Origin of the sequence: Leisingera sp. UBA4491 (assembly GCF_002388965.1) — a bacterium.
Lineage (GTDB): Bacteria > Pseudomonadota > Alphaproteobacteria > Rhodobacterales > Rhodobacteraceae > Leisingera > Leisingera aquaemixtae.
This window is the reverse complement of record NZ_DGNN01000028.1, coordinates 130,534-150,781: the sequence shown is the minus strand read 5'-3', so window position 1 is coordinate 150,781 and position 20,248 is coordinate 130,534. Positions and strand designations below refer to the sequence as shown.

Sequence of the window (20,248 nt, the reverse complement as noted above, 5' to 3'; positions counted from 1 at the left end):
CCGCCGCAAATGCGCACTCTGGGTAAAAAACATTTCCGGAAAATAAAAAATGTCTTTGTGATGCGCCTTCTTACTCGCATCATTCTCTTGAGACCAGATGAGTCCGCACATCGGCCCTGATCTGGTGCGCTGAACACCGGCCCGCCCCGCCTGACGCGGCTGCGCACGCCGGGAGATAAAAGCCGAGGCAACACACTCGGCAAAATGGCAATGAACCGGGAGGAAAATTCAAATGTCATTGGACGTGAGCACAATATTTGCTCAGCAAGTCACTCTGAACTCGCTGGTGCAGAACATTCTGTACGCATCGGGGATCGTCGGGGCAATTCTGGTGGTTGTCGGGCTTCTGCTGATCGACGCGGGCACCGCGCGCCGCAGGAACCTGTTCAATTCGACCATCGAAAAGACGCTGGGCTTCTTCCTGGGGTTTGCAACCTACTACATCATCGGGTTCGGCCTGTGGGCCGGGCAGTATTACATCATGGAAGGCGCGACCATGATGGATTCCATCAACGACTGGTGGCTGGGCGGCGCGATGACCAACGCCATGGCGCATCACACCGATCCGGGGACCTTTCCGGGGCTGAACACCTTCCAGATTTTCATCTTCTTCCTGGCGGTGTTTGCCGGGATCATCAACATCCTGCTGCACTTCGCAGTGTCGGAGCGGATGAAGGCGCCGGCCTATTTCATCACCTGCATCGTGGCGACCGTTGTGTCCTCGGCGCTCAGCTGGGCGACCTGGGGGTCGGTCGGGCCGCTGACCAATGCGGGCTTCCACGACTTCTTCGGCGTTGGCTTCGTGTATCTGTTCCCTGCGGGCATGGCGCTGGTGTTCACGCCGAAACTGGGCGCGCGCCCCGGCATGATGGCACCTCACCCGCGGATCTCGGCCTATCTGGCGCCCAGCATCGGCCTGTGCGCGCCGGGCCTCCTGCTGATCTTTGCGGGGCTGCCGATGGTGATCCTGTCCTGCCTGTTCTTCTTTGATCCCGAAGCGCTGGCAGTCAGCGTCACCATGGCCGACACCAGCGTCGGCATCGCGATCAACAACTACGCGATGGTCTGGGCCGGCGGCGCCATCACCGGCCTGCTGATTGCCTATTCGACCGGCAAATACGCCTATACCCTGCTTGGCCCGCTGGCGGGCTATGTCGCCGGGGCGTCGGGTTTCGATGTCTACCTGCCCTGGCAGGCCTTCATCGTCGGCCTTGCGGCGCCGTTTGTGGCCTACGCGGTGTATGAGTTCACGCTGAAGCGCGGCATTGATGAGCACAAGCTGTTCCCGCTGTTCCTCGGCGCCGGCGTCTTCGGGATTATCATGCTGGGGATTTTCAAGGCCGGCACCCCGCGCGGCGGCTACTTCGGCATCGAAGAGGGCGCCTATGCGTTCCAGCACGGGGAAATCTCGCTGGTGATGCAGCTGGCGGGCACGGCTGCCTGCATCGGCACCGGCGTGGTCACGGCGCTGATCCTGTCCTTCATCCTGGAGCGCACCGTGGGCCTGCGGGTGCATGAGGACGACCAGATCGAGGGCTTGGACGGCAAGATCTGGGATCTGGAGCCTGACGTGCTCACCCACGCGGACAGCGCGCAGAACGCCTGATCCCGCCCGCAACCGCAAAGGCCCCGGCATCTGCCGGGGCCTTTTTCCGTGGCCGGGCCGGCTCCCGCCCGGGCATCAAAGATGCGTGGTCAGCTTGTATCCCGGCGCAAAATACAGCCTGGCCAGCGTCACCGGGCTGCCGCGCAGCCAGGTGATCCGTTCCGCGGTGAACACCGGATCCCCAAGCGGCGCATCCAGAAACTCCGCCACGGATTGATCCGCCTTGGTGGCCATGAAGCTCAGCTCAAGATTGGTGAACGGCACTTTCTGCACCAGCCAGTCATTCGGGCCCGAGTGCAAAAAATCCGCCTCCAGCACCTCCGGGATGCTGCTGGGGATGACCCAGCGGACCTCGTACTGAAAGGGGGCGTTGTCCGCATAATGCATGCACCTGACATGCAGCACCTCCTGGCCCTGCGGCAGATCAAGCCGCGCCGACAGCCAGGCCGGGGCGGCGGCCACGCTGCGCTCCACCAGCGCATAGCGGTACTCCGCGCCGGTTCCGGCAATCTCATCGCGCACCAGCGGGATCGAGAACTGCGCCTTGCGCACCGGCGAATTCAGCACCCTTGTGCCCGCCTTGCGCTTGCGTTCCAGGAAGCCTTCCTCGGCCAGTTCCCGCAGCGCCCGGTTGACGGTGGTGCGGGTGCTGGAAAACTCCTCCGCCAGGTCGGTCTCGCTCGGCAGCAGGCTGTCGGGCGCCCAGATCCGGTTCTGGATCCGGTCAAGAACGACCTGCTTGATATCCCGGTAGCTCATGTTCTGGCGCGGTGCTGCCATGGTGCCTCTCAGGGTCATAAAGAAATTTAACACCTATAAGAATACACATAATCCCCGGGCAGGGAAGCGGCATCCCGCCGCTTCGGCCTGGGCACGCGGGCAGGGGGGCCTGCCGGGCGTCAGCCGCTCAGAACCACTGCCCGGGTTCCATCAGCCCCAGATCCAGCAGCTGGCGCGAGTGCCACTCGAACGGCGCGGAATTGTGCCAGCGGAAGGTTGCGATATCAAAGGTGGAGCCGGGGTTGCGCTTCAGCGCCTTGGCGGTGCGGAAGGAGCAGACGGCAGCTGTCAGGTTGTGATGCCAGGGGCAGGCATAGGTGTTGTATTCCGGATCGTTGAAAATGTGGCCCTGCTGCAGCTTCAGCCCCGGCTTGGCCCGGAACAGCGAAATCCGGTCGATCTTGCGGCTGGCCGGGGGGATGTGCTCCTCGAACCGCCAGCGCACGCCGCCGAAAAAGTCCAGCTGCCGCTCGTGGGGTTGGCCGGTTGCGGGGTCGGTGCGCGCCTGGGCGTAATAGCCGGACTTGTCCAGATGGGCAGTTTCCAGCGACACCGCACCGGGGCAGCTGTCCAGATCGCCCGCGTAAAGGTCGATCACATAGCTGAGCATGGCATCGCGCCGCTCCTCGGTGTGAAAGGTCAGCATCTCGCCGATGCTGCGGGTCTCGCAGAACGGGTAGAACAGGTATTCCGCGTTGTAGCAGTAATAGAGCCAGCAGCCCGGCCGCGCCGCAGCAATGACCGCGTTGACGGCATCGGTGACCGCGCCCTCCGGCCCGCAGTCAAACGGCACCCGGTGCACCTTGGCGCGCACGTCCTGCGGCAGGTCGAAGGCATCCGGCATCAGTGCGGCCACCGCTTTGAAGCCGCATTGCAGGTGGTGGCGCAGGGTGGTGGCAATCTCCACCTCATCCTCGATGAACACCAGCGCCACCGGGCCTTCGGCCAAGAGCGTCTTGCCCTGCTTCAGGAAATCCTCCAGCGAAGAATGCATCATGCCCGTCTGCCCCTGCCTTTCTGGCCTTTGCGGCCAAAATCGGGTAATTCCGGCGTCATTGCAAGCATCGGCATTTGCCTGTATGGCAGGCCGCTGACCCCGGATCAGGCTAAAAGGCTGAGACTCATGAGCGCCCCGAAGAAGCTGTTTATCAAGACCTATGGCTGTCAGATGAATGTCTACGACAGCGAACGCATGGCCGAAGCGCTGGGCGGCGAGGGCTATGTCGAGACCAAATCCGCCGATGACGCCGACATGATCCTGCTGAACACCTGCCACATCCGGGAAAAGGCGGCGGAGAAGGTCTATTCCGAACTGGGGCGCTTCAAGGGGCTGAAAGCCGAGAAGCCGGACCTGAAAATCGGCGTCGCGGGCTGCGTCGCCCAGGCTGAGGGCGAGGAGATCATGCGCCGCCAGCCGCTGGTCGATCTGGTGGTCGGCCCGCAAAGCTATCACCGGCTGCCGGAGATGGAAGCGAAGACCCGTGCGGGGCAGAAGGTGCTGGACACCGATTTCCCCGAGGAAGACAAGTTCGAGAAGCTGAAGAACCGCCCCAAGGCCAAGCGCGGCCCGACGGCGTTTCTGACCGTGCAGGAAGGCTGCGACAAGTTCTGCGCCTTCTGCGTGGTGCCCTACACCCGCGGCGCCGAAGTGTCGCGCCCGGCGGACCGCATCCTGCGCGAAGCCCGGGACCTGGTGGAGCGCGGCGTGCGCGAGATCACCCTTTTGGGCCAGAACGTGAACGCTTACCACGGCGCCGGCCCCAACGGCGACCTGACCCTGGCGCAGCTGATCTGGGAGCTGGACAAGATCGACGGTCTGGAGCGCATCCGCTTCACCACCTCGCACCCCAATGACATGCAGGACGACCTGATCGAGGCGCATGGCACCTGTGCCAAGCTGATGCCCTATCTGCACCTGCCGGTGCAGGCGGGTTCCGACAAGATCCTCAAGCGGATGAACCGCTCGCACACCGCCGAAAGCTATATCCGGCTGATCGAGCGCATCCGCGCCGCGCGCCCCGACATCCTGATCTCCGGCGATTTCATCGTCGGCTTCCCGGAAGAAACCGAAGAGGATTTCCAGGCCACCATGGACCTGGTGGAAGAGGTGAAATACGGCACCGCCTATTCCTTCAAATACTCCACCCGCCCCGGCACCCCGGCGGCGGAGCGTCCCCAGGTCGACCCCGCTGCGGCAGACGACCGGCTGCAGCGGCTGCAGGCTCTGCTCACCCGGCAGCAGCGCGAGGTGCAGGACAGCATGGTCGGCCGCGAGGTTGGCGTGCTGTTTGAGAAAACCGGCCGCCTGCCGGGCCAGATGGTGGGCAAGTCCGATTACCTCCACGCTGTCCACGTCGCCGATTGCAACCGGGACGCCGGAGAGCTGGCGCGGGTCCGGATTGTCTCCTCGGGCGCGAATTCGCTGGCGGGCGAGCTGATCGGCTAAGCCTGCCGCGGCACCCGCGAATCTCCTGTCGCGGGCGGGTTCCCCAAGGCCCGCCGCGGCCGCCCGGCGCGAACCGGGTGTGTCCTTCCTGCATCTTGCTCAGACACAATCTGTCCCGCACGCGCCAAGTGTCCGTGGCGCGCAATCAGCGTGCGCGCTAAAAACAGAAATTTAACAGATATAGAGTATCAATTTCAGTTAATTCTGCTGTCAGGCCTGAGCGGTGGGCACCAATGCGGCTAACACCCTGGGGAACTTAGGTGAAGGAAATCTGGTTGTGTCGAACTTCAAATTGAACAAGGTGATTGCGCTGGCTGCCGCTGCCTCGGCTGCGCTCAGCATCGCCGCCGCGCCGGCCGGCGCGCAGTCCCAGCAGCGGACGATCAAGGGCGAACGCTACGTTCCCACCATCTGGGTCGATCCGGACGGCTGCGAGCATTGGGTGATGGACGATGGCGCCGAGGGCTTTATGACGCCGCATGTCACCCCGGACGGCAAACCGGTCTGCCGCCGCGGCAACATTTGCGGCGTGATGCCGTCCGACCAGTTCTTTGCCACCAACAAGCATCACATCAATGCCGCTGGCCGCAAACGCCTGACCGAATTCTTCCAGAAGGCCAGGACCGACGGCGCCCGCTCCTTTGTGATTGCCGGGCACACCGACAGCCGCGCCTCGGACGAATACAACATCGGCCTGTCGCAGCGCCGCGCCAATGCGGTGGCACAGGTGGCCCGTTCGGCGGGCGCACGGGTCAATGACGTCCGGGCCTACGGCGAACGCGAACCGCGGGTGCCAAACACCAGCGCCGCCAACATGGCAACGAACCGCCGTGTCGAAATCTATTGCCTGCGCTGAGGAGAGACAGACGATGACAGCAGTAAAAACGGCCTTCCTCCTTGCCGCCGCCGCCGCAGTTTCAGCCTGTGCTACGGGCGCCGACAAATCCTCCGACGGGCATTTCGGCGATGGCAGCTCCTCGACCCTGTCGAACATGACCGCAGGCATCTGGGTCGACCCCAATGGCTGCGAGCATTGGATCATTGATGACGGGCTGGAGGGCTATGCCGACCTGCGCCGCACGCCCGATGGCAAGCCGGTCTGCAACAGCAACCTGCCGCGCAATGTGGCAACCGGCCCGTTCAAGAACGGCTCGACCCTCTGGGATCCGATCTGACCGCAGCAGACAAGCGCCGCTGCCTGCAGCCGCCCCTCGGGGCGGCTGATTTGTTTCAATTGAGTGAATTTCCGCTGCTGATGCTTGCGCAAACGGAACAGGGGCGGCAAACTGAAAGGGCAACCTTGGAATGAGGAGATCAGCTTGGCCATCGGTGCCCTGAATGACGCGCAAGACCAGACCGCAACCCATGAAGTGCTTCTGGAATTTCCCGACAACCGCTTGCTGATCGACCTGTGCGGCGAATACGACCGCAATCTGGCTGACATCGAACAAAAACTGGGCGTGCAGATCGTCCGCCGGGGCAACCAGCTCTCGGTGATGGGCGAAGATTCGGCGCGCGAACAGGCGGCCGGCGTGCTGACGGCTCTCTACGACCGGCTGGAAACCGGCCGCAGCGTCGAAAGCGGCGACATCGACCGCGAATTGCGCATGGGCCAGGAGGCTGACGAGGCCGAACCCGACGGCCAGCTGCAGATGTTCCGCGGCGGCCGGGTGGAGATCAAGACCCGCAAGAAACTGGTGGAGCCGCGCACCGAGGCGCAGAAGGCCTATGTGCATTCGCTGTTCGAGAATGAGCTGGCCTTCGGCATCGGCCCGGCCGGCACCGGCAAGACCTACCTGGCCGTGGCGGTGGGGGTCTCGATGTTCATCACCGGCCATGTCGACCGCATCATCCTGTCCCGTCCGGCGGTGGAGGCGGGCGAGAAGCTCGGCTATCTGCCCGGCGACATGAAGGACAAGGTCGATCCCTACATGCAGCCGCTCTATGACGCGCTGAACGACTTCCTGCCGGGCAAGCAACTGGCCAAGCTGCTCGAGGAAAAACGCATCGAGATCGCGCCCTTGGCCTTCATGCGCGGCCGCACGCTGTCGAATGCCTTTGTGGTGCTGGACGAGGCGCAGAACGCCACCACCATGCAGATGAAGATGTTCCTGACCCGCCTGGGCGAAGGCTCGCGCATGGTGATCACCGGCGACCGCAGCCAGGTCGACCTGCCGCGCGGGGTGCAATCGGGGCTGGCCGATGCCGAACGGCTGCTGAAATCCATCCCCAAGATCAGCTTCAACTACTTCACCGCCCGCGACGTGGTGCGCCACCCCCTTGTGGCGGCCATCATCGAGGCCTATGACGCAGACGCCATGCCGGCCTGACCCCGCGTTTCTCCTGCCCGAAATATCCCGGGGGTGCGGGGGCTGGCCCCCGTTTCCGGAAGATATCCATGACGCTCGACATCACCATCGAAGACGCCCGCTGGCAGCAGGCCGGGCTCGAGCCGCTGGCGGAGGAGGCCGTTGCTGCCGTCCTGGCCCATTTCGGGCTGGATGCAGAGATGTGCGAAATTTCGCTGCTGGGCTGCGACGATGCCCAGATCGCCGGGCTGAACGCGGAGTTCCGCGAAAAACCCGTGCCGACCAATGTGCTGAGCTGGCCCGCAGAGGAGCGCGCCCCGGACACGGACGGCGGCACGCCGGTGCCGCCAGAGCCTGATTTCACTGGCGAAATCCCGCTGGGGGACATCGCCATCTCCTATGGCACCTGCGCCCGCGAGGCATCGGAGGCAGGCAAGCCGCTGGCCGACCATGCTCGCCATCTGATCGTTCACGGACTGTTGCATCTTCTGGGCTATGATCACATCCGTGACCGCGATGCCGCATTAATGGAAGGGATTGAGGTGCTGATACTTGGCAAAATGGGTATCGCAAACCCATATATGACTGAGGACGCCTCTTAGACGGGGCTTTTGGATAGGACCGATGGGCGACACAGAAGGAAGTTCTAACGCGGCGCAGGGCGCGCTGCAGAACATGAACGGCACGGCGCCAGAAGCGCCGGCCACCGAGAAAACCGGTTTCTGGGCACGGCTTTTCAGCGTGTTCGGCGCGGAACCGCAGGCAGAAGACGACCCAGGCAGCGATCGGCCGGCCGCCGGCTCCGGCGCGCATGGCATGATCAATCTGCGCAGGCTGCGGGTGGAAGACGTGGCCATCCCCTCCGCCGAGATTGCTGCGGTGCCGGTCACCATCGACAAGGACGACCTGGTCGGCATCTTCCGGCAAAGCGGCTTTACCCGGATCCCGGTGTACGAGGGCACGCTGGACACGCCCCTGGGCTTTGTCCACCTCAAGGATTTCTCGCTCACCCATGGCTTCAATGGCGGCAGCACTGAGTTCGACCTGCAGCGGATGCTGCGGCCGCTGCTGTTTGTGCCGCCGTCGATGCCGATCGGGGTGCTGCTGACCAAGATGCAGGCCGAGCGCCGCCACATGGCGCTGGTGATCGACGAATACGGCGGTGTCGACGGTCTGGTGACCATCGAGGACCTGATCGAACAGGTGGTCGGCGAGATCGAGGATGAGCACGACGCCGACGAGCTGCAGACCTGGTACCAGGAGAAGCCGGGCAGCTACATCGCCCTGGCCCGCACGCCGCTTCCGGAATTCGAGAGCGAGATCGGCCAGTCCCTGACCAGCCATGACGCGGTCGATGAAGAAGAAATCGACACCCTGGGCGGTCTGGTCTTCATGCTGTCGGGCCGGGTGCCCGCCCGCGGCGAGGTGATCGAACATCCTGAAGGGGCCGAGTTTGAGGTGATCGACGCCGACCCGCGCCGGATCAAGCGGCTGCGCGTGCGGCTGCCGGACGCCGCCGCATGATGTCACTCGGGCTGCGCCGGGCGGCCCGCGGGCTCCGGCTGGCGCCGGCCGCGCTGGCGGTGGGCGGCGGTGCGCTGCTGTCGCTGTCGCTTGCCCCCTGGCATCTCCTGTTCGGGCTGCCGGTGGCGCTGGCTGCGGCCGGCTGGCTGGTCCTGCAGGCCGCCTCGGCCCGCACGGCGGCGCTGGCGGGCTGGCTGTTCGGGCTGGGGTATTTCGCCTTTGGCCTGTCGTGGATCATCGAACCCTTTCAAATCGACCCGGAGCGCCACGCCTGGATGGCGCCGTTTGCGCTGGTGTTCCTGGCCGCGGGCCTTGCCCTGTTCTGGGGCGTGGCCTTTGGCCTCACCGCGCGGCTCAGCCGCGGCGCCTGGCGGGTGCCGGTGCTGGCGGCGGTGTGGACGCTGGCGGAATTTGCCCGGGCCTATCTGCTGACGGGGTTTCCCTGGGCGGGCTTCGGGCAGTTCTGGATCGATACGCCGGCCGCGAACCTGCTGCCCTGGATCGGGCCGCAGGGGCTGGGCCTGCTGACATTGGCGGCCTTCCTGCCGCTGGCCCTGATCCGGCAGGCGCCGGTTGCCGCCGCCGCGCCGCTGGTCCTGTCCGCGGCTGCGGCCGCCGCCGTGCCGGCCCCAGAGCAGGCCGCGCCGACCGGCAAGACGGTGCGAATCGTTCAGCCCAACGCACCGCAGAACCTGAAATGGCACCCGGACCACCGCTGGGAATTTGTCCGCCGCTCCGTTGCGTTTTCGGCAGGGGCGCCGCGCCCCGACCTGATCGTCTGGCCGGAAACCGCGGTGCCGCAGCTGCTGAACTATGCCGGGGACACGCTGCGGGTCATCTCGGACAGCGCGGGCGGCGTGCCGGTCCTGCTGGGCATCCAGCGCGAGGAGGCAGGCGCCTACTATAACTCCGCGGTGCTGCTGGACGCCGACGGCATGGCTGCCGCCACCTATGACAAGGCGCATCTGGTGCCGTTCGGGGAATATGTGCCGTTCGGAGACGTCTTGGCGCGGTTCGGCATCTACGGATTTGCCTCCCAGGCGGGCGCGGGCTATGCCGCCGGACCCGGCGCGCAGGTGATGGAGCTGCCGGTCGGCAGCGCCCTGCCGCTGATCTGCTATGAGGCTGTTTTCCCTCAGGATGTGAACGCCGCCGAAACCCGGCCGCAAATGCTGGTGCAGATCACCAATGACGCCTGGTTCGGCACCCGGTCCGGCCCGTACCAGCATCTTGTGCAGGCCCGGATGCGGGCGCTGGAGCAGGGGCTGCCGATGATCCGCGCCGCCAACACCGGCGTCTCCGCCATGATCGCGCCGGACGGGGCGCTGCTGGACAGCCTGCCGCTGGGGGAGGCCGGATACATCGACGCAAGCCTGCCAAAAGCGCTGCCGCCGACGCTCCACAGCCGCACCGGCGACTGGCCGGTTCTGTTGCTGTGTCTTTTGGGGGCATTTGCCGCATTCTTCCGCCGCCGGCCCCTTGCGCTGCGCTCATAGCTGATTAACTCTATCCGAATATAAGTTGACCCGCGCGGTCTTGCCGCGTAATGCGGCCCGATACCTGCCACAACGGCTTCCTGGCGTGGCGGGCTGAACCTCAATGGAGCACTCTTTCATGACCCGTATGAACTACACCTTCACTTCGGAATCGGTTTCCGAAGGCCACCCGGACAAGGTCTGCGACCGCATTTCCGATGCAGTGCTGGACGCTTTCCTGGCGGAAGAGCCCGAAGCACGTGTGGCAGCTGAAACTTTCGCCACCACGAACCGTGTCGTCATCGGGGGCGAAGTCGGCCTGTCCGATCAGGACAAGCTGCACGACTACATGGGCAAGATCGACGAGATCGCCCGCGCCTGCATCAAGGACATCGGCTACGAGCAGGAGAAATTCCACCACGAGACGGTGGAAGTGACCAACCTGCTGCACGAGCAGTCCGCCCATATCGCGCAGGGCGTCGATGCCTCGGGCGAGAAGGACGAAGGCGCCGGCGACCAGGGCATCATGTTCGGGTTTGCCACCAATGAAACCGACGCGCTGATGCCGGCCCCGATCCAGTATTCGCACGCCATCCTGCGCCGCCTGGCCGAGGTGCGCAAAAACGGCACCGAGCCGGCGCTGGGCCCGGATGCGAAATCGCAGCTGTCGGTTATCTATGAAGGCGGCAAGCCGGTGGGCATCAGCTCGCTGGTGCTGTCGACCCAGCATCTGGACGACTCGCTGACCTCGAATGACATCCGCGCCATCGTCGAACCCTACATCCGCGAAACCCTGCCCGACGGCTGGCTGACCGAGAACACCGTTTGGCACGTGAACCCGACCGGCAAGTTCGTGATCGGCGGCCCGGATGGCGACGCGGGCCTGACCGGCCGCAAGATCATCGTCGACACCTACGGCGGCGCGGCCCCGCACGGCGGCGGCGCGTTCTCCGGCAAGGATCCGACCAAGGTGGACCGCTCGGCCGCCTATGCTGCGCGCTACCTGGCCAAGAACGTGGTGGCCGCGGGGATGGCGGACAAATGCACCATCCAGCTGTCCTATGCGATCGGCGTGTCCAAGCCGCTGTCGATCTATGCCGACACCCACGGCACCGGCGAAGTTGAGCCCGCTGCCATCGAAAAGGCGATTGATCAGGTGATGGACCTGACCCCGCGCGGCATCCGCCAGCACCTGGGTCTGAACAGGCCGATCTACCAGCGCACCGCGGCCTATGGCCACTTCGGCCGCGAGCCGGAGGCTGACGGCGGCTTCAGCTGGGAACGCACAGATCTGGCCGAGGCGCTGAAAAAAGCGGTCTGAGGCCATTGGCACAAAGGGGGAGCGGGCCGCAGGGTCCGCTCTTTTCATGTCCGGGGTACTTTCGCCCGGACCGGCACATTCAGGCAACGCGCCGCGCCCGCCGGGCGCGGCGCACCGGCAGCCTTCCTGACGTGTTCAGGCTGGAGCCGGCCGCCCGGCTGCGCCATAGTATCGGGTGGACTTCTTCAGCTTTTTGGGGCTGCGATGCTGCGATTGACAATTGCCTTTCTTTGCCTGGCGCTGCCGCTGTCCGCGGCCGCCAGGGAAACGCTGCCGCAGAAATTCAGCCTGCAGGGCCAGACGCTTGTCTATGACACCGGAACGGACGTGGAAGGCGAGCAGGCGGAGATCACCGACGAGGATGCCGAAAAGCTGAAGGAGATCCTGGCCCAGACGCCGCAGATCACCGAACTGCAGCTCAACAGCATCGGCGGCAGTGTCTTTGCGGGCGAGGAGATTGCCGCGCTGGTGCTGGACTACGGGCTGGACACCCTGATCGACGGCGAATGCATCAGCGCCTGCGTCGATGTCTTTCTGGCCGGCAACCGGCGGCGGATGACGCTTGGCTCCCGCATCGGGTTCCACCAGCGCAACTGGCCGGCGCAGGCGGTGCACGAATACTACCGCAGCGAACGCAAGGCGCAGCGCTGGTCGACCCCGTTTGAGTTCGGCTCGTGGATTTATGAAGACACCCAGCGCGAGATCTACGACCATCTCAGCTATATGGTGGCGCGCGGCGTCGATCCTGCCTTTGCCATCGAGACGCTGCGCACCGGCCCCGACGGGGAGTGGTATCCCAGCCGCCTGCGCCTGATCGCCGCCGGCGTTCTGCGGGAGGTTCTGCCCGGGCCGCAGCGCCAGCCGCGCTGACGCCGGCTTGACCCCAAGGCCTGCTTGCGGCACAGGAGCGGCCAGCCTTTCAAATACCGCCTCGAACAGGAGCCCAGACGCATGTCCGGCGACCAGAAGCCCCGCGACGACCAGTCCAAGGATGCCCAGCCCGCCGCCACCAATGCGGCAGAGAAACACGCCAGCGGCGCGCCCTGGCGCAATTTTTACGGCCGCTTCAAGGGCAAGACGCTGAAGGACAGCCAGAAGCGCTATCTGGACGAGGATCTGGCCAAGCTCAGCCCCGGCGCCGTCGGCTGGGAGGAGAACCCGGAGCGCACGCCGCTGGACCTCGGCGCGCTGTTTGGCGGCAGGGATGTGTGGCTGGAAGTCGGCTTTGGCGGCGGCGAGCATCTGGTGCATCAGGCCGTCAGCAATCCGGATGCCGGCATCATCGGCGCCGAACCCTTTATCAACGGCGTGGCGATGCTGCTGGGCAAGATCCGCAACTCAGGCGCGGACAATATCGCCATCCACCCGGGCGATGCCCGCGACCTGATGGATGTGCTGCCCGCGGGGTCGGTCTCGCGCGCCTTCCTGCTGTACCCGGACCCCTGGCCGAAGAAGCGCCACCACCGCCGCCGGTTTGTGACGCAGGAGCATCTGGAACCGCTGGCCCGCTGCCTGAAGCCAGGCGCGATCTTCCGGGTGGCGACCGATATCCCCGATTACGTGCGCCAGACGCTTGAGGAGGTGCCCAAGGCCGGTTTCGAATGGCTGGCCGAAGGCCCCGAAGACTGGCGCCAGCCCTGGCAGGACTGGATCTCCACCCGCTATGAGCAGAAGGCTCTGCGCGAAGGCCGCACGCCGCATTACCTGACCTTCCGCCGCCTGGGCTGAGGCCAATTACGCTGGACCGGCCAGACCCAATCCGTTACCGATAGCGCAAACGAACAGACGAACGACCGACAGACGAAGGAAGCCCCATGTCCGGACACGGCACGCCCATCCCGATGACCTCGCACCGCTCTGGCCCGCTTAAGGGCGTGGCGGAGGTGCCCGGCGACAAGTCGATCTCGCACCGGTCGCTGATCCTGGGCGCGCTGTCGGTGGGGGAGACGAAGATCTCCGGCCTGCTGGAAGGCGAAGATGTGCTGGACACCGCCAAGGCGATGCAGGCTTTTGGCGCCGAGGTGGTGAACCATGGCGGCGGCAACTGGTCGGTGTTCGGCGTTGGCGTCGGCGGCTTTGCGGAGCCGGACGATGTGATCGACTGCGGCAACTCCGGCACCGGCGTGCGGCTGATCATGGGCGTTATGGCGACCTCTCCGATCACCGCGACCTTCACCGGCGACGCTTCTCTGAACAAGCGCCCGATGGCGCGCGTCACCGACCCGCTGGCGCTGTTCGGCACCCAGTCCGTAGGCCGCTCCGGCGGGCGGCTGCCGATGACCATCATCGGCGCGGCGGATCCGGTTCCGGTCCGCTATGAGGTGCCGGTGCCGTCGGCGCAGGTGAAATCCGCAGTGCTGTTTGCGGGCCTCAACGCGCCTGGCAAGACCGTGGTGATCGAGAAGGAAGCCACCCGCGACCATACCGAACGGATGCTGGCCGGTTTCGGCGCCGAGATCACCACCGAGGACACCGATGAGGGCCGCGTCATCACCCTGACCGGCCGCCCGGAGCTGAAACCGCAGGTGATCGCGGTGCCGCGTGATCCGTCTTCCGCGGCGTTTCCAGTTTGCGCCGCGCTGATCACCCCCGGTTCAGACGTGCTGGTGCCGAACATCGGCCTCAACCCGACCCGCGCGGGCCTCTACTACACCCTGCAGGACATGGGCGCCGACCTGACGTTCGAGAACATGCGCGAGGAGGGCGGCGAGCCGGTGGCCGACCTGCGCGCCAAATACTCGCCCAATATGAAGGGTATCGAAGTGCCGCCGGAGCGCGCCGCCTCGATGATCGACGAATACCCGGTGCTGTCGGTGGTGGCCGCCTTCGCCGAGGGCAAGACCATGATGGCGGGTGTGAAGGAACTGCGGGTCAAGGAAAGCGACCGCATCGACGCGATGGCCAGGGGCCTGCGCGCCAATGGCGTCGCGGTCGAGGAAGGCGAGGACTGGTGGGCGGTCACCGGCCTCGGCATTGACGGCGTTCCGGGCGGCGGCACCTGCGAAAGCTTCCTGGACCACCGCATCGCCATGTCCTTCATGGTGATGGGCATGGGCGCGCAGAACGCTGTCTCGGTCGATGACGGCAGCCCGATCGCAACCTCCTTCCCGATCTTTGAAACCCTGATGGGCAATCTGGGGGCCAGGCTGGAACGCACATGAGCAAGAGTTTTACCATAGCGGTCGACGGACCGGCCGCCGCAGGCAAGGGCACCATCTCCAAGGCGGTGGCGGCCCATTACGGCTTCGGCCACCTGGATACCGGGCTGCTGTACCGGGCGGTCGGCGCCAAGATGCTGGAAGGCGTGGCGCCGGTCACGGCGGCCCAGACCCTGACACCGCAGGATCTGGCACGAGAGGACCTGCGCGGGCCGGAGGTGGCGCAGGCGGCCTCCAAGGTGGCGGTGATTGCCGAAGTGCGCGCGGCGCTGGTGGACTTTCAGCGCGCCTTTGCCCGCCGGGCGGGCGGCGCGGTGCTGGACGGGCGCGACATCGGCACGGTGATCTGCCCCTATGCGCAGGTGAAGCTGTTTGTCACCGCCAGCGCCGAGGTGCGCGCCCGGCGGCGGTTCCTGGAACTGGCGGCGGCCGGCAAGGTGATCACCCTGGCCGAAGTGCTGGCCGACGTGAAGGCACGAGACGACCGCGACATGAACCGCGCCGAGGCGCCGCTGAAACCGGCCGATGACGCGGTGCTGATCGACACCAGCGACCTGAGCATCGAAGAAGCGCTGGCCCGGGCTTTGGCCGTGATCGAAAGCCGGATGCAGCCCGCGGACTGACGCGGATACGCCCGCAACTGAGACATCAGCTGCGGGCCAAGAGGCAGGTGGGAAAGCCTGCCCGGCGGGACACGGCCTGCGCGGGATCAGAGCGCGCCGACCGCCACGTGCTTGATTTCGGCCCACTGGCTGTCCGCGGTCTTGGCGGTGCCTGCGACGTCTTCCAGGAAGGCCGCGCGGGTGGCGGCGTTCAGGAACAGGAACAGCTTGCCGTCATGCACCAGATACTGGTCCGGGTCGCCGTCGAACTTCTTGCCGACTGACACCCCGTAGGAGCAGAAGCCGCCATGCTGCGGCAGGTATTTCGCCGGGCTGGCCTCGAACGCGGTCTTGTTTTCTTCAGACGCGAAATAATACGAAGCGCCGTCCACGGTGGCGGAATAGGAGGCCACGCCTTCCACCGGGTTGCGGCTGTCCAGCAGCGCCACCAGATCGACGCCATGCGCGCCCAGCGGCGCGCCGCCGGCAGAGATGCCGTTGGAGACATTGACCTCGTCGGCGGCAAAGGCGGGCGCGGCCAGCACGGCGGACAGCGAAATCAGGGCGGTTGTCAGAAGCGTTTTCATGTTGGTCCTCATCGGATCTGTATGCGGTTTCAAGATGTCCCGGGCGGCTGTGCAGCCCAGTGATACGAAGCTAAGTCCGAAGCGCTGTACGTTTAATCTCCATCCGTCCCGGTGATCTTGCAGATCGTCCTGAAATTCCGGGCTGCGCGCCTGCCGGTGCCTCACCCAACTGTGCATGGAGCCGCAGGCGGCAGCGCATTAGCCTGAAAGGCAGCGTCAAAAGGGGGAGGTGCCGTCATGGCCTGGCTGCTGAGATTTGTGATTGCTTGCGTATTGGCTGCGCCCGCGCTGGCGCAGGACACGGGCGCAGAGCCGGAGCCGCCGATGACCTATGAACGGCTGGGCCGCATCCTCTTTGCCCTGGACGGCGCGGCGCAGCCGGTGGGCCCGGGCTTTCAGCTGACCATCGCCGGGGTGCCGGTGCTGGTGGTCACCGATCCGGCAGCGGACCGGATGCGGGCGATGGTGCCGCTGCGCCCGGCGGAGGGGCTGACGGCGGAGGAGCTGATGCGGATGATGCAGGCCAATTTCGACACCGCGCTGGATGCGCGCTATGCGGTGGCGCGCGGCCAGCTGTGGGCGGTGTTCATCCACCCGCTGTCCGCGCTGCAAAAGGACCAGCTGATCTCGGGCCTGGGGCAGACGGTGAATATCGCCCGCACCTATGGCACGCTCTACACCGGGGGAGCCTTGCAATTCGGAGGCGGCGACAGCCCGGGGATCCAGCGTCAGCTGATCGAGGAGCTGCTGGAAAAAGGCGAGGAAATCTAGCGGGCTGGGCCATCCGTCAAGGACCGTTGGCGCCGCGCCGGGGCAGAGTACGAAATTCAGCCCGATTGCCCGGCGGTTCGATCAATTTCGTCACCCTCGGGCCGGAATAATATGCGTCAAGCTGGATGCGGCGGCCTAAAGTCGCCTCAAACAGCTTGGAGAGCGCCTATGACCAGCTTTCAGGACCGCCTGACAGCGCTGCGCCGGGACTTTCACCGGCACCCGGAGCTTGGCTTCCGGGAAGACCGCACCAAGGCCAGGGTGGCGGCGCATCTGCGCGCTCTAGGGCTGGAGGTGCATGAGGGCGCGGGCGTGGTCGGACTGCTGCGGGCCGGCACCGGCAACCGCGCCATCGGGCTGCGGGCCGATATGGATGCGCTGCCGATCAGCGAAACCTCTGCCCATGATTATGTCTCTGAAACGCCGGGCGTGATGCACGCCTGCGGCCATGACGGCCACATGACGATGCTTCTGGGCGCCGCCGAACGGCTGACGCAGGAGCAGGGGTTTGACGGCACCGTGGTGTTCCTGTTCCAGCCCAACGAGGAACACGGCCTGGGCGCGCAGGCGATGATTGCCGAGGGCGTGCTGGAGCGGTTCCCGATCGAGGAGGTCTATGCCATCCACAATCTGCCGGGCGCGCCTGTGGGACAGGTCTCGACCCGGACGGGCCAGATCTGCAGCAGCGAGAGCCTGATTGAGATCGCGATCAAGGGGCAGGGCGGCCATGCCTCGATGCCGCAGGCGGGCGTGGACGCCATCACCGTCGGCGCAGAAATGGTGCTGGCGCTGCAAACCATCGTGTCGCGCAAGCTGGCGCCGGGGGCGGGGGCGGTTGTTTCCGTGACCGAGTTTCTGACCGACGGCCAGCGCAACGTGCTGCCGGGCCATGCGGTGCTGAAGGGCGACGTGCGCGCCCGGGTGCCGGAGGACCGCGCCGCGGTGGAACGCTTCATGCGCCAGATCGCCGCCGGTGTGGCGGCCACCCACGGGGTGAAGGCGGAGGTGAGCTTCAACACCGAATTCGTGGAAACCATCAACGCCCAAGGCCCGGCGGAGGCCGTTTATCGCGCCGCAGAGGCTGCGGGCTGCGCCGTGATCTGCAACCGCCCGCCGATGAGCTTCTCGGAGGATTTTGCCCATTTCGCCAACGCCGTGCCCGGCTGCTTCCTGCTCTTGGGCAATGGCGAAGACGGGCCGCACGGCCAGCCGCTCCATGCGGCGGATTATGATTTCAACGACGCTCTGCTGCCCATCGGCGCGGAGGTCTGGGTGCAGCTGGTGCGGGACCGGCTGCCAGCGGGAAAGGACTGACGATGCTTGAACAATTTGCTGTTGCCCTGCGCCACACGGCAGGAAACCCGAAACCCGGCGAGGCGGCCTATAGCGTGCTGTCGGAACAGGACTTTGCCAAGGCTCAGGCAGAAATCACCGCCTGGGAGGGGTATGCGGCAACGCCGCTGGTGTCCCTGTCCGGGCTGGCGTCGCAGATCGGTGTCGCCCGGATCGACTACAAGCACGAAGGCCCGCGGTTCGGCCTGGGCAGCTTCAAGGCGCTGGGCGGGTCTTATGCGGCGCTGCGGGTGCTGCAGCGGGAGCTGAGCAAGCAGCTGGGCCAGGACGTCAGCCTGGAGGAGATCCGCAAGGGCGTCCACAAGGACGCCTGCACCGGGATCACCCTGGTCTCTGCCACCGACGGCAACCACGGCCGCTCGCTGGCCTGGGGCTGCCAGCGGTTCGGCGCGCCCTGCCGGATCTACATCCATGCCGAGGTCAGCGAGGGCCGCGCCGCGGCGATGCGCGATCTGGGCGCCGAGGTGATCCGGATCGACGGCGACTATGATGCCTCGGTCCTGCTGGCCAAGAAAGAAGCGGAGGAAAACGGCTGGTTCGTGGTCTCCGACACCTCCTGGGACGGCTACACCGAGCCGCCGCGCGACGTGATGGCCGGCTACAGCGTGATGACCCGCGAGGCTTGCGAGGCGCTGGAGCAGCCCCCGACCCATGTGTTCCTGCAGGGCGGGGTCGGCGGGCTGGCGGCCTCAGTCGCGGCGGCGTTGCGGCAGTATTACGGTGCGGCGTCCCCGCGGGTGGTGATTGTCGAGCCGGAACTGGCGGCCTGCCTGTTCGACAGCGCCAAGGCTGGCAAGGCGACCAATTTCGCCATCAAGGAAGAAACCATCATGGCGGGCCTCTCCTGCGGCGAGCCGTCGGAAATGGCCTGGGAGATCCTGGCCGAAGAAGCCACCGATTTCGTGACCATTCCCGACAGCATCGTGGCCCCCGCGGTGCGGCTGCTGGCCAATGGCGAAACCGGCGATCCCGCGGTGGAGGCCGGCGAAAGCGCGGTGGCGGGGCTGGCGGCGCTGATCGCGGCGTGCAAGTCGCCTGAGATGAAGAAGACACTGGGGCTGGATGAAAACGCCCGCGTGCTGCTGATCGGCTCTGAGGGGGTTACGGACCCCGCGATCTTTGCCGCGATCATGGAAGGCAAGGACCATGTCTGAGACGCCCGCGCGCGGCTTTCCGGAGGCGGAATTCGCCGCCCGCACCGGGAAGGCGCAGGCGCTGATGGCGGCGCAGGGTCTGGACGGGCTGTTGCTGCTGACAGAGCCGGAGGTGCGCTATTTCAGCGGCTTCCACACGCTGTTCTGGCAAAGCCCGACCCGGCCGTGGTTCCTGTTTGTGCCGCCCGCAGGCGAGCCCGTTGCCATCATCCCGGAGATCGGCGCCGACCTGATGCGCCGCACCTGGATCGAGGACATCCGCACCTGGAGCGCGCCCGCGCCCAAGGATGACGGCCTCAGCCTGCTGACGGAGCTGCTGTCGCCAATTGCGTCCCGTGGCGGTTCTATCGGCATCCTGAAGGGGCACGAGACGTCGCTCAGGATGCCGCTGGGCGATTATGAGCGGCTGATGGCGGGGCTGCCGGGGCTGAAGGTGGCGGATGCCACGCCGCTGGTGCGCAGCCTGCGGATGGTGAAATCCGCCGCCGAGATCGAAAAACTGCGCCATATCTGCGCCATCGGCTCGCGCACCTTTGCGCAGGTGCCGCAGATCGCCCGTGAAGGCCAGCCGTTTGAGGATCTGTTCCGCGCCTTCCGGCGCGAGGCGCTGGCGCAGGGCGCGGACGATGTGCCCTATCTGGTCGGCGGCGCCGGTCAGGGCGGCTACAGCGACGTGATCTCGCCGCCGACCGGCCGGCCCCTGCAGGCGGGCGACATCGTGATGCTGGACACCGGCGCCACCTGGGACGGCTACTTCTGCGACTTCGACCGCAACTTTGCGATTGGCCGGGCCGATGACCTGTCGCGCCAAGCTTATGACGTGCTGTGGCGGGCGACCGAGGCCGGGATTGCTGCCGCCAGACCGGGTGCCACCTGCCGCGAGCTGTTCCAGGCGATGCAGTCCGTGATCGCCGGGATGGACGGTCAGGGCGGCGACGTGGGCCGGCTGGGGCATGGGCTGGGCATGCAGCTGACCGAATGGCCCTCGCACGCTGCGTTTGACGGGACGGTGATCGAGGAAAACATGGTGCTGACGCTGGAGCCTTCGCTGAGCTATGGCGATGGCCGGATCATGGTGCATGAGGAAAACATCGTGGTGCGCGCGGACGGGGCAGAGCTGCTGACAGCCCGCGCCGCCCCCGAGCTGCCGGTAATCTGAAGG

General features: G+C 65.8%; 20 protein-coding genes and 1 riboswitch. Of the genes, 17 read left to right on the top strand and 3 right to left on the bottom strand.

What is annotated here, in order from left to right; genetic code table 11:
* The first annotated feature begins 232 nt into the window (after window positions 1-232).
* Window positions 233-1,606: an ammonium transporter gene (locus B2P87_RS17040; RefSeq protein ID WP_141889405.1), complete on the top strand. Its 1,374-nt coding sequence runs from the start codon at window positions 233-235 to the stop codon at window positions 1,604-1,606.
* Between the two features lie 75 nt (window positions 1,607-1,681).
* Here B2P87_RS17040 and B2P87_RS17035 read toward each other — a convergent pair whose 3' ends face one another.
* Window positions 1,682-2,386: a GntR family transcriptional regulator gene (locus B2P87_RS17035; RefSeq protein ID WP_244940768.1), complete on the bottom strand. Its 705-nt coding sequence runs from the start codon at window positions 2,384-2,386 to the stop codon at window positions 1,682-1,684.
* A gap of 127 nt (window positions 2,387-2,513) precedes the next feature.
* Window positions 2,514-3,383 carry a glycosyltransferase family 2 protein gene (locus B2P87_RS17030; protein ID WP_141889407.1) on the bottom strand — a complete coding sequence of 290 codons (870 nt, stop codon included), beginning with the start codon at window positions 3,381-3,383 and terminating at the stop codon, window positions 2,514-2,516.
* A gap of 126 nt (window positions 3,384-3,509) precedes the next feature.
* Between B2P87_RS17030 and miaB the strand changes: the two genes are divergently transcribed.
* The 12 genes from miaB to B2P87_RS16970 all read left to right on the top strand — a co-directional run bounded on the left by miaB (window position 3,510) and on the right by B2P87_RS16970 (window position 15,242).
* The gene (gene miaB, locus B2P87_RS17025) at window positions 3,510-4,832 is read left to right on the top strand and encodes a tRNA (N6-isopentenyl adenosine(37)-C2)-methylthiotransferase MiaB (protein WP_141889408.1); all 1,323 of its coding nucleotides are present in this window, start codon (window positions 3,510-3,512) and stop codon (window positions 4,830-4,832) included.
* A gap of 277 nt (window positions 4,833-5,109) precedes the next feature.
* The gene (locus B2P87_RS17020) at window positions 5,110-5,688 is read left to right on the top strand and encodes an OmpA family protein (protein ID WP_141889409.1); all 579 of its coding nucleotides are present in this window, start codon (window positions 5,110-5,112) and stop codon (window positions 5,686-5,688) included.
* Between the two features lie 13 nt (window positions 5,689-5,701).
* On the top strand, window positions 5,702-6,007 hold the full coding sequence (locus B2P87_RS17015) for a hypothetical protein (RefSeq protein ID WP_141889410.1): 306 nt from the start codon (window positions 5,702-5,704) through the stop codon (window positions 6,005-6,007).
* Window positions 6,008-6,151: 144 nt separating this feature from the next.
* Complete coding sequence (locus B2P87_RS17010) at window positions 6,152-7,162, top strand: PhoH family protein (RefSeq protein ID WP_141889411.1); 1,011 nt, start codon at window positions 6,152-6,154, stop codon at window positions 7,160-7,162.
* A gap of 68 nt (window positions 7,163-7,230) precedes the next feature.
* Complete coding sequence (gene ybeY / locus B2P87_RS17005; protein ID WP_141889412.1) at window positions 7,231-7,743, top strand: rRNA maturation RNase YbeY; 513 nt, start codon at window positions 7,231-7,233, stop codon at window positions 7,741-7,743.
* 22 nt (window positions 7,744-7,765) lie between these two features.
* Window positions 7,766-8,665 carry a hemolysin family protein gene (locus tag B2P87_RS17000; protein ID WP_141889413.1) on the top strand — a complete coding sequence of 300 codons (900 nt, stop codon included), beginning with the start codon at window positions 7,766-7,768 and terminating at the stop codon, window positions 8,663-8,665.
* A complete protein-coding gene (gene lnt, locus B2P87_RS16995) occupies window positions 8,662-10,161 on the top strand; it encodes an apolipoprotein N-acyltransferase (protein WP_141889414.1) in 1,500 nt (499 codons plus the stop codon). Before B2P87_RS17000 ends, lnt begins: the two co-directional genes overlap by 4 nt.
* Before the next feature lie 61 nt (window positions 10,162-10,222).
* Window positions 10,223-10,272, top strand: a riboswitch (SAM-SAH riboswitch).
* Between the two features lie 7 nt (window positions 10,273-10,279).
* Window positions 10,280-11,461, top strand: a complete 1,182-nt coding sequence (gene metK / locus B2P87_RS16990; protein WP_141889415.1) for a methionine adenosyltransferase — start codon at window positions 10,280-10,282, stop codon at window positions 11,459-11,461.
* 204 nt (window positions 11,462-11,665) lie between these two features.
* Window positions 11,666-12,331, top strand: a complete 666-nt coding sequence (locus B2P87_RS16985; RefSeq protein ID WP_141889416.1) for a hypothetical protein — start codon at window positions 11,666-11,668, stop codon at window positions 12,329-12,331.
* Window positions 12,332-12,412: 81 nt separating this feature from the next.
* The gene (trmB, locus tag B2P87_RS16980) at window positions 12,413-13,189 is read left to right on the top strand and encodes a tRNA (guanine(46)-N(7))-methyltransferase TrmB (RefSeq protein WP_141889417.1); all 777 of its coding nucleotides are present in this window, start codon (window positions 12,413-12,415) and stop codon (window positions 13,187-13,189) included.
* Between the two features lie 86 nt (window positions 13,190-13,275).
* The gene (gene aroA, locus B2P87_RS16975) at window positions 13,276-14,622 is read left to right on the top strand and encodes a 3-phosphoshikimate 1-carboxyvinyltransferase (RefSeq protein ID WP_141889418.1); all 1,347 of its coding nucleotides are present in this window, start codon (window positions 13,276-13,278) and stop codon (window positions 14,620-14,622) included.
* A complete protein-coding gene (locus B2P87_RS16970; protein WP_141889419.1) occupies window positions 14,619-15,242 on the top strand; it encodes a (d)CMP kinase in 624 nt (207 codons plus the stop codon). The genes aroA and B2P87_RS16970 overlap by 4 nt, the downstream gene beginning before the upstream one ends.
* Window positions 15,243-15,328: 86 nt before the next feature.
* On the opposite strand, the gene B2P87_RS16965 is transcribed toward B2P87_RS16970, so the two are convergent.
* A complete protein-coding gene (locus B2P87_RS16965) occupies window positions 15,329-15,808 on the bottom strand; it encodes a YHS domain-containing (seleno)protein (protein ID WP_141889420.1) in 480 nt (159 codons plus the stop codon).
* Window positions 15,809-16,045: 237 nt separating this feature from the next.
* Between B2P87_RS16965 and B2P87_RS16960 the strand changes: the two genes are divergently transcribed.
* From B2P87_RS16960 to B2P87_RS16945, 4 genes are all read left to right on the top strand, one after another.
* Window positions 16,046-16,579 carry a hypothetical protein gene (locus B2P87_RS16960; RefSeq protein WP_141889421.1) on the top strand — a complete coding sequence of 178 codons (534 nt, stop codon included), beginning with the start codon at window positions 16,046-16,048 and terminating at the stop codon, window positions 16,577-16,579.
* 168 nt (window positions 16,580-16,747) lie between these two features.
* Window positions 16,748-17,893: an amidohydrolase gene (locus B2P87_RS16955; protein WP_141889422.1), complete on the top strand. Its 1,146-nt coding sequence runs from the start codon at window positions 16,748-16,750 to the stop codon at window positions 17,891-17,893.
* A gap of 2 nt (window positions 17,894-17,895) precedes the next feature.
* Window positions 17,896-19,086, top strand: a complete 1,191-nt coding sequence (locus tag B2P87_RS16950) for a diaminopropionate ammonia-lyase (protein ID WP_141889423.1) — start codon at window positions 17,896-17,898, stop codon at window positions 19,084-19,086.
* Window positions 19,079-20,245 carry a M24 family metallopeptidase gene (locus tag B2P87_RS16945; protein WP_141889424.1) on the top strand — a complete coding sequence of 389 codons (1,167 nt, stop codon included), beginning with the start codon at window positions 19,079-19,081 and terminating at the stop codon, window positions 20,243-20,245. Before B2P87_RS16950 ends, B2P87_RS16945 begins: the two co-directional genes overlap by 8 nt.
* The last annotated feature ends 3 nt before the right edge of the window (window positions 20,246-20,248 follow it).

Bases quoted from the DNA above. Each gene is read 5' to 3' on its own strand.
- aroA (WP_141889418.1), top strand. From the start codon at position 13,276: ATGTCCGGACACGGCACGCCCATCCCGATGACCTCGCACCGCTCTGGC.
- B2P87_RS16960 (WP_141889421.1), top strand. From the start codon at position 16,046: ATGGCCTGGCTGCTGAGATTTGTGATTGCTTGCGTATTGGCTGCGCCC.
- B2P87_RS17040 (WP_141889405.1), top strand. From the start codon at position 233: ATGTCATTGGACGTGAGCACAATATTTGCTCAGCAAGTCACTCTGAAC.
- miaB (WP_141889408.1), top strand. From the start codon at position 3,510: ATGAGCGCCCCGAAGAAGCTGTTTATCAAGACCTATGGCTGTCAGATG.
- B2P87_RS16955 (WP_141889422.1), top strand. From the start codon at position 16,748: ATGACCAGCTTTCAGGACCGCCTGACAGCGCTGCGCCGGGACTTTCAC.
- lnt (WP_141889414.1), top strand. From the start codon at position 8,662: ATGATGTCACTCGGGCTGCGCCGGGCGGCCCGCGGGCTCCGGCTGGCG.
- B2P87_RS16945 (WP_141889424.1), top strand. From the start codon at position 19,079: ATGTCTGAGACGCCCGCGCGCGGCTTTCCGGAGGCGGAATTCGCCGCC.
- B2P87_RS17035 (WP_244940768.1), bottom strand. From the start codon at position 2,386: ATGGCAGCACCGCGCCAGAACATGAGCTACCGGGATATCAAGCAGGTC.
- B2P87_RS16950 (WP_141889423.1), top strand. From the start codon at position 17,896: ATGCTTGAACAATTTGCTGTTGCCCTGCGCCACACGGCAGGAAACCCG.
- B2P87_RS17015 (WP_141889410.1), top strand. From the start codon at position 5,702: ATGACAGCAGTAAAAACGGCCTTCCTCCTTGCCGCCGCCGCCGCAGTT.
- metK (WP_141889415.1), top strand. From the start codon at position 10,280: ATGACCCGTATGAACTACACCTTCACTTCGGAATCGGTTTCCGAAGGC.
- trmB (WP_141889417.1), top strand. From the start codon at position 12,413: ATGTCCGGCGACCAGAAGCCCCGCGACGACCAGTCCAAGGATGCCCAG.
- B2P87_RS16970 (WP_141889419.1), top strand. From the start codon at position 14,619: ATGAGCAAGAGTTTTACCATAGCGGTCGACGGACCGGCCGCCGCAGGC.
- ybeY (WP_141889412.1), top strand. From the start codon at position 7,231: ATGACGCTCGACATCACCATCGAAGACGCCCGCTGGCAGCAGGCCGGG.
- B2P87_RS16965 (WP_141889420.1), bottom strand. From the start codon at position 15,808: ATGAAAACGCTTCTGACAACCGCCCTGATTTCGCTGTCCGCCGTGCTG.
- B2P87_RS17000 (WP_141889413.1), top strand. From the start codon at position 7,766: ATGGGCGACACAGAAGGAAGTTCTAACGCGGCGCAGGGCGCGCTGCAG.
- B2P87_RS16985 (WP_141889416.1), top strand. From the start codon at position 11,666: ATGCTGCGATTGACAATTGCCTTTCTTTGCCTGGCGCTGCCGCTGTCC.
- B2P87_RS17030 (WP_141889407.1), bottom strand. From the start codon at position 3,383: ATGATGCATTCTTCGCTGGAGGATTTCCTGAAGCAGGGCAAGACGCTC.